The organism is Tianweitania populi (assembly GCF_014652875.1).
GTDB lineage: Bacteria > Pseudomonadota > Alphaproteobacteria > Rhizobiales > Rhizobiaceae > Tianweitania > Tianweitania populi.
In genome coordinates this window covers 66352-78394 of record NZ_BMZQ01000005.1, presented here as the reverse complement: position 1 = coordinate 78394, position 12043 = coordinate 66352, and the positions used below count along the sequence as shown (strand labels likewise).

The window sequence follows — 12043 nt, the reverse complement described above, 5'->3', positions numbered from 1 at the left end:
TATATTGTGGGAATATACACAATGCTTGACTGGTCGCTTATCGTTGGCTTCGATTGGGATCAGGGCAACGCGCGCAAGAACGTAGAGAAGCATGACGTTAGCCAAGCAGAAGCAGAGCAAGTCTTCTTCAACGAGCCCCTGCTTGTCGTACCCGATGCGCGACATAGCTCGACGGAAGTTCGGATCCATGCCTTGGGTCGCACCGATGACGGAAGGCGGCTCCACATCACCGTTACCCTAAGAGAGGGTAGTACCATGATCAGGATTATTTCGGCTCGGGATATGAGCCGCAAGGAGCGGAACATCTATGAGCAAGAAGCCTGAAGTCGCGCCGGATTTTAATAGCGAAAGCGAAGAGCGGAGCTTCTGGGAAAGCCAAGACTCCGCCAATTATGTCGACTGGAGCAAGGCTGAGAAAGTCCGTCTTCCAAACCTCAAGCCATCCTCAACATCGATATCGCTCCGGCTGCCCAATGCTCTCTTGGAGCGCATCAAGGTTGCGGCTGGGAAGCGCGATGTGCCGTACCAGTCTCTTATCAAGATCTGGCTCGCCGAAAAGCTGGATGGATCAATTGCCCGCGTTGAGGGCACAGGCCGTAAGCTACTCTGAGCAGATAGGCGGAAGCCCCTCTCCCCCTTTATGAGACGGCCGAGATCTCCTGCCAAGCGTCATAGGCCGAGAGCACGGTCTGCATCTGCGCTTCGTGACCGAGGCGAAACGCATCGCCATAAATCGTTTCGTCGGGATATTCCGTGATCAGCGTTACCGGCACCTTGTGGCGTAGATCCTCGGTGACGGTGACAGGAAAGCCGTGCAGGACCTCGAAGCCAAGTTCGCCGGCATGGATGCGGTAAAGCTCGATCTGCTTTTCGTTGAAGGCAACAAGTCCCGGCACTTCGGCGAGCTTCGCGGTGACAATGCGCACCAATTGCCAGGATTGTTCGGCAAAGCCGGGTTGATGGCGGATCACCAGGAAGAAGCCTTTCGGCACGGTCCACAGCGCGAAGTTGCGCGGGATGTAGCCGGTCATCGGCCGCGTCCACTCATGCGCGGGGTAACCGTGCAGATTGACGTGAAGACCCGGTTGCGTGTGGGCGACAAACGCTTCGCGGGCAGAGCGCTCATGCAGTGGCTCGGCTTCGCGATATTCCAGATCGTCGCCCAGCGCGGTGTAGCGCGCGGCATGCAGCATGTGCCGCGGCTGTGTTTCCCGCAGTTCGGCGCACAGCGCGTAGCCGTCCGGATTCTCTAGCGGCAGGACGGCGAAGTGCGCTGCCTTGCGGCGTGAGAGCGTATCGGCCGCCCGCAGAGCGCCGACCACGCCGGTCGGTTCATTGGCGTGCTGGCCGCCGGAGATCAGAACAAGAGCGTCCGATCCCTCGCGGTAGCGTCCGACGATTGATCGGCCACACACCGATTCTCCGTCCAGTGGCTCACCACCAATCGACTGCAAAGCTTCATCGATGTCTGGTGACGACAGCGGCTCGCTAGCAGTCTCGAGCGGAAGGGCGCAGAAGGGAGGCTCATCCCGGATCAGGTGGATGCGCATCGCGATGGAGAGGCTCAGCGGACCATCCGCAAATCTGATGTCCGGCACGATGCGGCCGGGTTGAAGACCGCGATCGCCGGACGGGCGGCCCGAGCGGGAATGGAAAATTTCCAGCCCGGAGAAGTAAAGATCCTCATGCAGCGCTTCCGTCAGGCTGATGGCTTCTTCACCGAAGGCGAGCGGTTCATCTGGAAAGGGCAGACTTGCTTCGATCCGCAACTCTTCGAAGAACGGCTCGGTGCTGCCCCAGCTATGCCCCGCAATTTGCGTGATGGCCGTTTCGAACAGAACCTCGAAATCGGTCTCAAGCCGTCCATCTTCGATGGTCTGGCCATCCCGATTAACGCGCAACCAGCCGGTGGGGGAAAGGACCCGCGCGCCGGTATGATCGACATGAACGCGGTTCGGCGCTTCAACGACTGTGGTGCGCTCAGATCCGTCCTGGCCGGTGACTGTCACTTCGTAATGCAGCTCATTGTCGCTGCGAGCCGTAAAGCTGATCGGCAGCTGGATAAGGCCGGCAAGCGGATAGGCTTCGAGCAGGAAGCGCCGCTCTTCAGCGTCGGCATGTACGGGATAGATGACGGCGACAGACTTGGCGCCGGTCAGATCGATGTCTTCAAGGAAGGCCTGAACCAGCGGCTTATACGCCGAACGCAATCGCGCCTTCACTCCGCTCGCGGCAAGCTTTTCCTCGGCTGCACGGCGCGCTACTTTGCCCTCGAACAGCCAGGCCTCGATCTGCGTATCCGCCGCGCCCTCGAAGCGGTCAAGAAGCTTGTCCAGCGTGCGGGGGAAGCTTTGCGAGAAGGAAAGGGTCATTGCCTTGTCCGTCCGGTTGGATCGAGGCGGTCACGCAGCCAATCGCCGAGAAGGTTGAGGCCGAGCACGGTCAACAGGATGGCGAGGCCGGGGAAAACGCTGACCCACCAGGCCGTTTGCAGATAGGTGCGGCCATCCGCGAGCATGCCGCCCCAGGACGGCATCGAGGGATCGACGCCAAGACCGAGGAAGGTCAGGCTCGATTCAAGCAGGATGTTGGTGGCGACGTTCAGCGTGATCAGCACGATCACAGGCCCAAGCAGGTTGGGCAGAAGATGATGCCAGATCAGGTTGAAGTTGGACACGCCGAACGAGCGCGCCGACAACACGAATTCGCGCTCCCGCAAGGCAAGCACCTGTCCGCGCACGAGCCGCGCATATTGCACCCATTGCGACACGATCATCAGCATGATGATGTTGAACAAGCCGCCGCCGAGGATCGCGATGAAGGTGATGGCGAGCAGGATGAAGGGCAGTGCCAGCTGAACGTCGGCAAAGCGCATGACCACCATGTCCCACACGCCGCGATAGAAGCCGGAAACCAGGCCCATGAAGACGCCGATGACCGCGCCGCCGGCGACCGAAAGAACGCCGACCAGCAGTGAAATGCGCCCGCCGGAGATGACTCGGCCAAGCACGTCGCGGCCGAGCGGATCAGTGCCGAGGATGTGGCTCCAGTCGGTGAACGGTGCCCGCAGACGTGCAATGAGGTTCACGCCCATCCCGTTATCGGGGAACAGCCAGGGCGACAGGATCACGGCCAGGCTGATGCCGCCGACCAGCAAAAGGCCGGCAACCAGTTCAAAGGAGCGGAACACGGAAGCGCTGCGCTGCGGACGATCTGCGGTGAGGCTCAAGATCCTACTCCGTGCGGATGCGGGGATCGACCAGCCCGTAGGCGATGTCGACGATCAAGTTCACAACAACGATCAACAGCGACAGAACGACGATCACGCCCTGCAGCACAGGATAATCGCGGTCGGCCACGGCTTGAAAGGCCAGCGTGCCGAGCCCTGGCCAGTTGAACACGCGTTCCACCACCACGATGCCGCCCAACAACCCGCCGAACTGGATGCCAAGATAGGTAATCAGCGGGATCGCGCAGTTTCGCAGCGCGTGCTTATAAAGAACGATGGTCTCTGAGAGCCCCTTGGCGCGCGCCACAGTCACATATTGCTGCTGCAGCGTTTCCAGCATCGCGGTGCGCACCAGCCGCACATTGGTGGCGGTCAGGATGATGCCCATGGTGAGCGCGGGCATCAGGAAGCTTTGCCAACCTTCCATGCCGCTCGGCGGCAGCCATTGCAGCGTGATGGAAAACACCAGCACCAGCATGATCGCCAGCCAGAAGTTCGGGAAGGACAGGCCGATCAGCGACAGAACGCGTATGATCTGATCGGGCCAGCGGCCGCGCTTGGTGGCCGAGGCGATGCCAAGCGGAATGGAGATCACGATCGAAACGAGCAGCGAGGCGAAAGCCAGCGCCAGCGTGGCCGGAAGCGCGCGGCCGATCAGTTCGCGGACCGGCGTGCCGCCGAGAAAGGAGCGGCCGAAATCCAGCGTGAACAGACCGAGCAGAAAGTCGAGATATTGCACGTAGAAAGGCCGGTCGAGGCCGAGCCCCGTGCGGATTCGCGCCAGATCGGCTTCCGTGACGCTGCCGGCGCCCTGGCTCAGCATCAAGGCGGGATCGCCCGTCAGGCGGATGGCGTAAGCAACGAGCAGCGTGACGCATAGCACCACGAAGATCGCTTGCAGAAAGCGTTTGATTAGAAAACCGGCCATCAATTCACCTGGGAAAAGAGGTCTGCCCCGCATGAAGCGGGGCAGATGCGTCGATCGTTACTCGACGGTGACATCCGTCAGCCGAAGGCGGCTGTCCGGCGGCGCGATGAAGTTCTTCACCCGCTTGTTGATCGCGTAGATCTGGTTGAGATTATAGAGCGGCATCTCAAGCGCCTGATCCGCGACATACCTAGCGATCTCGTGGAGAACCTTTTCGCGCTCTTCGCGGTTGGTCATCCCACGCTGCGACTCCAGCAGCGCATCGAGCTTCGGATCGTTGCCATACGGGTTCCAGCGCTCACCCTTGTGGTACATGAGGTAGGCGGTGTTGTCGTAGTCGAACGTCCAGGCGCCCCAGGTCTGCTGCCACATCGCGCCGGTGCGGCCAGCCGGGATGATGTCGTTCAGGAGGACGTTGGTTTCATAGGGCTTGATGGTCGCCGTAATGCCGATCGTCGACAGGTAGCTCGCAACAGCCTGAGCGACCTCGTTGAAGGTCGAGTCATTGCCGCGCACGTCGATCTGCAGTGTCGCGCCCGGCTTCACGCCGGCTTCGTCCAGCAGCTTCTGCGCACCGGCCGTGTCGAAGGGAATGGCTTCCAGCGACGGATCGTTGCCGAAGGTCTGTTCGGACTGGAACGACGCGATCGGCTTGGCCTGGCCGGCCAAGATCGCCTCGTTGATGGTAGCGCGATCGACCGCCATCACGAGCGCCTTGCGCACCTTCGGATCGGCCGTAATGCCGTCGCGCGTGTTGAAGCGCAACGAATACACGGTTGCGCCAGCCGTGCTGACGATTCCGAGCTTCGGATCGGCCTCGATCGTCGGCAGCGAGCCGATCGGCACGGATGGCGGGATCACCATATCGACGCGGCCTGATTGCAGTTCGGCAAGGGCGGTGGACGGTTCGGTGATGAAGCGGAAGGTGACATTTTCGAGCTTCGGCTTGTCGCCCCAGAAGCCTTCATAGGCCTTGAGCTGCACGGCATCGCGCGCCGTGTAGGAGGTCATGCTGAACGGGCCAGTGCCGACCGGATGGGTGTTGAAGTAGTCGTCGCCCTTCTCGGCGATATAGGCAGGCGGCACGATCATCGCGCCATAGCCGGTCAGCTTAGTAAGCAGCACCGGATCGGGACGCGACAGCTTCAGCTCCACCGTCTTAGGGTCGATGACGTTGACGCTCTGAATGACGTTGTAGTTCGACTTCTGCGGACCCTTGTCGCCTTCTTCACCCAACAGTCGCTCGAAGCTGAATTTCACCGCATCCGCGTTGAACGGCTCGCCATTGTGGAAGGTCACGCCTTCGCGCAGCGTGAACCGATAGGTCAGGCCATCGTCGCTGATGGTCCATTCCGTTGCCAGGGCCGGAATGATCTTGAGGTCCGGGGTGCGGGCAACGAGACCGTCGAACACGTTGTTCGCGACGGCGGACCAGTTGACCAGGAACGTGTCGATCGGATCCCAGCTGCCGGGATCCTGCGGCGAGGAGATGGTGAGCGTATTGGCCGTTTGGGCCTGCGCGGCGGAAACAAGTGCGAGCGCACTCGTCAAAAGGGCGCCTCTCAAAGCGCGGTTCCAGCGGGTCATGCCATTCTCCTCATTTTTTGTTGTGGTTCAAGCATCGGCGGCAACGAAGTGGCCGGGTGCAATTTCGCGATGTTTCAGGATGGTCGGCTCGGAACCGACTGCCCGCACTGGGCTTGGCACCTCGCCTTCCAGAAGCGGCAGGCGGCCGCGTCGGCCGGGTTCTGCAACCGGCACGGCCGACAACAGGCGGCGCGTATAAGGATGCGTCGGCGTTTCGAAGATCTGGGCGCGCGAGCCCATTTCCACGATCTGGCCGAGGTAAAGCACGGCCACGCGATGCGCCATGCGCTCCACCACCGCCATGTCATGGCTGATGAAGAGGTAAGCGAGCTTGCGTTCTTCCTGCAGCGCCATGAACAGCTCGATGATCTGCGCTTGCACCGACACATCGAGCGCCGACAGCGCTTCGTCGGCGATGATCAGCTTGGGATCGCAACTGAGCGCGCGCGCAATGCAGATGCGCTGGCGCTGTCCGCCGGAGAACTGGTGCGGATAGCGCGATGCATGCGAGGGCTCGAGCCCAACCTTCACTAGAAGCTCCTCGACGCGCTGGCGAATAGCCTTGTTGTCGGTGAGCAGACCATGGGTGCGGATCGGCTCGGCGATGGAGAAGCCGACCGTCTTTCGCGGGTCGAGCGAGGCAAACGGGTCCTGGAAGATGTACTGGATTTCGCGGCGCAAACGCAGCGTCTCGTCGCCGGTCATGTCCGCTACGGGCTTGCCGTCATAAAGGATACGGCCGGAAGTCGGCGCTTGCAGACCCTGGATCGTGCGCCCGATCGTCGACTTGCCCGAACCGGATTCGCCGACAAGCGCCAGCGTTTCGCCGGGACGGATATCGAAGCTGACCTTTTCGGCGGCATGAACGCGATGCGTGACGCGGCCGAACATCGTCTTGCCGACATCGAAACGGACGGTCAGGTCCTCGACGGCCAGCAGCGGCTTGGCGGTGATGTCGGCGGTGCCGTGATCGCGGTCTTCGCCGATCCGGCGCGGGGTTTCGCCGTCCATGACGGTTAGAGCCAAGCGGCGCGGGAGCGCGCGGCCGGTCATGGCGCCGAGCTTCGGCACGGCGGACAGAAGCGTTTGCGTATAGGGATGCTGTGGATTGGCGAAGATGTCGGCAACCGCACCTTCCTCGACCTTGCGGCCGCGCCACATCACCACGACGCGATCCGCGATCTCGGCCACCACGCCCATGTCATGGGTGATGAACACCACGGCCATGCCGAGTTCACGCTGAAGATCGGCAAGGATCGACAGGATCTGCGCCTGGATCGTCACGTCGAGCGCCGTTGTCGGCTCGTCGGCGATCAGCACCTTGGGCTGACAGGCAAGCGCCATGGCGATCATCACGCGCTGGCGCATACCGCCCGAAAGCTGGTGCGGGTAGCGGTCGAGCATGCGTTCGGCATCGGACAGGCGCACGAGCGACAGGAGCCGGGCGGCTTCCGCGCGCGCCTCGGCCCGGCTCATGTTCCGGTGCAGGATCAGGGTTTCGCAGATCTGGTTGCCAACCGTGAACACCGGGTTCAGCGAAGTCATCGGCTCCTGGAAGATCATCGCGATCTCGTTGCCGCGAAGCTTGCGCATCCGCGCTTCGCCGGCAGTGGCAAGGTCGGTTGTTCCCTCGCCTGCATCGAACAGGATGGAGCCGCTGGTCAGCCGGCCGTTGCCGTGCTCCACCAGCCGCATCACCGAAAGCGATGTCACGGACTTGCCAGACCCGGACTCGCCGACGATCGCCACCGTCTCCCCCGGCCGCACGCTGAAGGACAGCCTATCCACCACGCGGGCGGCGCCAAAGGCAACCGACAGGTCGTTGACGGACAGGATCGGCGACGTGTCGCTCATCAGGTTTGTTTCCGTCATGGATCAGACCGTCGCTGCGGCGCGGGACGCCTGGTCATAGGAGCCGGACAGGAAGCGTAGCACCGAAGCGATGCGAGACAGCTCTTCCTGAGACGGACCGGCATCCGACATGCCGCGCAGCAGAAGCTCGTTGCGGATCTCAGCATAGCGATCGCAGAGCTCCAGACCGGCGTCGGAAATTCGCACCGTCTTTTCCTTACCGGCGCGACCCGTATGGATCAGCCCGGCCTTTTCCAGCTTGCGGATGGCATAATTCGCGACATGCGTGTCGCCGATATCCAGCGCGAGGCAGACGTCGGCAAGGGTCTTCGGCCGGCTGCGATGGCGGATAGAATGAAGGATCAGGATCTCGATGGGCGACAAGCTCGACTGACCCGCTGCCGTCATGCAGCGCACCATCCAGCGAGAAAAGGCGTGCGAGATCAGGATCACGCCATATTCCATTTCAGACAATCCAGGAGACGTGCCTGCCGCGAGATGCTGCGACGACACGATAGGGCCGAGCGAACGACCCGTCAGATCCCGCTCGCGCACTGCATTCGCGCCTTCCACTGGATTATCGCCCGCCTTCAAACGCCACCGCCTCGTTGCTGTTGACGCGACTATGGCATCATCATAACGATACTTTGTCAATAAACTGCAAGCGTTTTGAACAACGAAGGCGCATGTGGCGGAACTGCCCGCTTTTTGAGCGGGTGCGGATGAGGCTGGAATTTCATGCTACAAACTGGCGACACGGCAAAGCGTTGGGACTTCTGGATCGACCGCGGCGGCACATTCACGGACGTCATTGCCCGCGATCCACAGGGCGCGCTGCTTGCTCGCAAGGTGTTGTCGGAAAACCCGTCCGCTTACCGTGACGCCGCCGTGCAGGGCATCCGCCTGCATCTTGGTCTACAAGCCGGCGATCCTATCCCTTCCGGCCTGATTGGCGAAGTGCGCATGGGCACGACCGTTGCAACCAATGCGCTGCTTGAGCGCAAGGGCGAGCGGCTGGCACTGGTGACGACGCGCGGGTTCCGCGATGCGCTGCGTATCGGCTACCAGGAGCGCAAGGACATTTTCGCGCTCGCCATCGAGAAGCCGGAAGCACTGTATTCCATAGTGGTCGAGATCGACGAGCGCGTATTGGCGGACGGCGTCGTGGAAAAGGCGCTGGACGAAGGTGCCGCGCGCTCTGCCCTCGAAGCGCTGCGTGCAGACGGCTACGATGCCGTGGCGATCGTGCTGATGCACGCCTCCAAGTTCCCCGAACACGAAGCCGCCCTCGGCCGCATCGCCCGTGAAATCGGCTTTTCACAGGTATCGGTGAGCCATGAGGTTTCGCCGCTGGTGAAGTTGGTTGGGCGCGGCGACACGACGGTTGTCGACGCCTACCTTTCGCCGGTTCTCAAGCGCTATGTGGCGCAGGTCGCGCAGGAACTGGACGTCGAGCGCTCTGGCGCGCGCATCATGTTCATGATGTCGTCCGGCGGTCTGACCGCAGCCGAGATGTTCCAGGGCAAGGACGCGATCTTGTCCGGTCCGGCCGGCGGCGTGGTCGGCCTGGCGCGCACCGGCGCTTCTGCGGGCTTCGACTGCGTCATCGGCTTCGACATGGGCGGGACCTCCACCGATGTGGCCCATTTCGACGGCGAATATGAGCGCGCCTTCGAAACGGAAGTCGCCGGCGTTCGAGTCCGCGCCCCGATGATGCTGATCCACACGGTGGCGGCCGGCGGTGGCTCGATCCTGAACTATGACGGAAACCGCTTCCGCGTCGGCCCGGAATCGGCCGGCGCCTTTCCCGGCCCCGCCTGCTACCGCAACGGCGGCCCACTCGCTGTCACCGACGCAAACCTCATGCTCGGCAAGCTGATGCCGGACTTCTTCCCGGCCATCTTCGGCCCGCAGCAGAACGAGCCGCTCGACCGTGCCGCCGTGGAAGCGCGTTTCGCTGATCTCGCCGGCCAAATTGGCGACGGTCGCTCGGCCGAGGAAGTGGCGGATGGTTTTGTGACGATTGCCGTCGCCTCCATGGTGCAGGCCATTAAGAAGATTTCCGTGCAGCGCGGCTATGACGTCACGCGCTATGCGCTCAGCTGCTTCGGCGGCGCCGGCGGCCAGCACGCCTGCCTCGTGGCCGATGCGCTGGGCATGACGAAAATCCTGATCCATCCGCTTTCCGGCCTGCTTTCGGCCTATGGCATGGGCTTGGCCGACATTCGCGCGACGCGTCAAAAGGCACTGGACGTGCCCCTAGACAATGCGGCTCCAGAAGCCCTCGCAAGCCTCGGCGAAACGCTGGCGATCGAGTGCCGCGACGAGTTGGCCGCGCAGGGCATCGAGGCCGGCGATGTCACCACCTATCTGCGCGCCCATATCCGCTATGCCGGCACTGACACGGTACTTAGCATCGACTCGCCCTATGGCGAAGGCGACACCGCCGAGCGCCTGCGGGTCGCCTTCGAAACCGCGCACAAGCGCCGCTTCGGCTTCATCGCTGAAGGCAAGGCGCTCACCATCGATGCGGTGGAAGTCGAAGCCGTCGGCGGCGGTGCGGCCGGCGAAGAGGCGTCGAGCGCGATCGAGGCGCAAAGCGAAACGCCGGCCGCGCGTCGCACGCGCTTCTTCTCGGGCGGCGCCTTCCATGATGCCGGCGTGGTGATGCGCGAGACGATGCAGGCCGGTCAGCGCGTCACCGGCCCGGCCATCATCATCGAGCCCAACCAAACGGTTGTGGTGGAAAAAGGCTGGCAGGCAGAACTCACCGCCAAGAACCATCTGGTTCTCGCCCGCATCGAAGCCCTGCCGCAGCGCGTTGCGGTCGGCACGCAGGCCGATCCGGTGCTGCTGGAAATCTTCAACAGCCTGTTCATGTCCATTGCGGAACAGATGGGCGTGACGCTGCAGAACACGGCCTATTCCGTCAACATCAAGGAGCGGCTCGACTTCTCCTGCGCGGTGTTTGATGCCTCCGGCGCGCTTGTCGCCAACGCTCCGCATATGCCGGTGCATCTTGGCTCCATGGACGCCTCCGTCGCCGCCGCGATCCGCGAAAACCCCGTGATCCATCCGGGCGACGTGTTCCTGATCAACGCGCCCTATAACGGCGGCACGCATCTGCCGGACCTGACCGTCTGCACGCCTGTCTTCGCCGAAGACGGCAAGACGCTGCGCTTCTGGGTCGCGTCGCGCGGGCACCACGCCGATATCGGCGGCCTCGCGCCGGGCTCGATGTCGCCGGAAGCCCGCACGATCGAGGAAGAAGGCGTTTACATCGACAACTTCAAGCTGCTCGACCGCGGCGTGTTCCGCGAGGAAGCGCTGGCGGAACTGCTGACCTCGGCGAAGTATCCGGTGCGCAATCTCTTGCAGAACGTCAACGACCTGAAGGCGCAGGTCGCGGCCAACGAAAAGGGCGTGGCGGAGTTGACCAAGACCATCGCCCAGTTCGGCGATGATGTGGTCGAGGCCTACATGGGTCACGTGCAAGACAACGCCGCCGAAAGCGTGCGTCGCGTGCTCGACAAGCTGCCGGACGGCCAGTTCACCTACGAAATGGACCAGGGCTGCCAGATCGCGGTGAAGATCACGATCGATCGTGCCGCGCGCGAAGCCACGGTGGATTTCACCGGCACATCGGCCCAGCGCGACGACAACTTCAACGCGCCTATGCCGGTGACCCGCGCGGCCGTGCTTTACGTCTTCCGCATGCTCGTGAGCGCCGACATTCCGATGAATGCCGGTTGCTTGCGGCCGGTAAAGATCGTGGTGCCGGATGGCACGATGCTGTCGCCGCGCTATCCGGCAGCCGTTGTGGCAGGCAATGTCGAGGTCAGCCAGGCCGTCACCGACACGCTGTTTGGCGCGGTCGGCGCGATGGCTGCGGCGCAAGGGACGATGAACAATCTGACCTTCGGCAACGAGATCTATCAGTATTACGAGACGATCTGCTCCGGTTCACCGGCAGGCCCCGGCTTCAACGGCACGGATGCGGTTCATACCCATATGACCAACTCCCGTTTGACCGATCCGGAGATCCTGGAAACGCGTTTCCCGGTGGTGCTGGAAGACTTCCACATCCGACAGGGATCAGGCGGACGCGGCCGCTGGAGTGCGGGTAACGGCACCAGCCGCACCATCCGGGCGCGCGAAGCGCTCGATTTCGCCATCCTGTCCGGCCACCGCAGGGTTCACCCCTTCGGTTTGGAAGGTGGCGAGCCCGGCGAACTCGGCCGCAACCAGGTGCGTCGTGTGGACGGTCAGGTGCAGGAACTCGGTGGCTGCGATCAGGCGAAGCTCGAAGCCGGCGATGCCTTCATCATCGTGACGCCCACCGGCGGCGGCTACGGCAAGCCCGAGTAGGAACAGCGACAAGGACGGCGGCTCTCCGGCCGCCCTCCCCTTTCACAGCCTCTTCTCGTTTGAACGGGTTCAGGATAATC

At 62.6% G+C, this 12043-nt stretch carries 9 protein-coding genes; 3 read left to right on the top strand and 6 right to left on the bottom strand.

The window, feature by feature from the left end:
- The first annotated feature begins 21 nt into the window (after positions 1 to 21).
- Together IE166_RS18845 and IE166_RS18840 are read left to right on the top strand one after the other, a co-directional pair.
- Positions 22 to 324 carry a BrnT family toxin gene (locus IE166_RS18845; protein WP_189507020.1) on the top strand — a complete coding sequence of 101 codons (303 nt, stop codon included), beginning with the start codon at positions 22 to 24 and terminating at the stop codon, positions 322 to 324.
- Positions 308 to 610 carry a BrnA antitoxin family protein gene (locus tag IE166_RS18840; protein ID WP_189507018.1) on the top strand — a complete coding sequence of 101 codons (303 nt, stop codon included), beginning with the start codon at positions 308 to 310 and terminating at the stop codon, positions 608 to 610. The genes IE166_RS18845 and IE166_RS18840 overlap by 17 nt, the downstream gene beginning before the upstream one ends.
- Before the next feature lie 28 nt (positions 611 to 638).
- On the opposite strand, the gene IE166_RS18835 is transcribed toward IE166_RS18840, so the two are convergent.
- From IE166_RS18835 to IE166_RS18810, 6 genes are read right to left on the bottom strand one after another with little or no spacing between them, the layout of a single operon-like run.
- Positions 639 to 2372: a M14 family metallopeptidase gene (locus IE166_RS18835; RefSeq protein WP_189507016.1), complete on the bottom strand. Its 1734-nt coding sequence runs from the start codon at positions 2370 to 2372 to the stop codon at positions 639 to 641.
- Positions 2369 to 3229 (bottom strand): ABC transporter permease, encoded by an 861-nt coding sequence (locus IE166_RS18830; protein WP_189507014.1) that lies wholly within the window; start codon positions 3227 to 3229, stop codon positions 2369 to 2371. The genes IE166_RS18835 and IE166_RS18830 overlap by 4 nt, the downstream gene beginning before the upstream one ends.
- 4 nt (positions 3230 to 3233) lie before the next feature.
- On the bottom strand, positions 3234 to 4157 hold the full coding sequence (locus IE166_RS18825) for an ABC transporter permease (RefSeq protein ID WP_189507012.1): 924 nt from the start codon (positions 4155 to 4157) through the stop codon (positions 3234 to 3236).
- 57 nt (positions 4158 to 4214) lie between these two features.
- A complete protein-coding gene (locus IE166_RS18820) occupies positions 4215 to 5744 on the bottom strand; it encodes an ABC transporter substrate-binding protein (RefSeq protein ID WP_189507010.1) in 1530 nt (509 codons plus the stop codon).
- A 27-nt stretch (positions 5745 to 5771) separates the two neighbouring features.
- Entirely contained in the window at positions 5772 to 7616 is a 1845-nt protein-coding gene (locus tag IE166_RS18815; RefSeq protein WP_210312994.1) for an ABC transporter ATP-binding protein, read from the bottom strand.
- A gap of 3 nt (positions 7617 to 7619) precedes the next feature.
- Positions 7620 to 8168 carry a winged helix DNA-binding protein gene (locus tag IE166_RS18810; protein ID WP_244641598.1) on the bottom strand — a complete coding sequence of 183 codons (549 nt, stop codon included), beginning with the start codon at positions 8166 to 8168 and terminating at the stop codon, positions 7620 to 7622.
- 165 nt (positions 8169 to 8333) lie between these two features.
- Between IE166_RS18810 and IE166_RS18805 the strand changes: the two genes are divergently transcribed.
- Complete coding sequence (locus tag IE166_RS18805) at positions 8334 to 11963, top strand: hydantoinase B/oxoprolinase family protein (protein ID WP_189507006.1); 3630 nt, start codon at positions 8334 to 8336, stop codon at positions 11961 to 11963.
- The last annotated feature ends 80 nt before the right edge of the window (positions 11964 to 12043 follow it).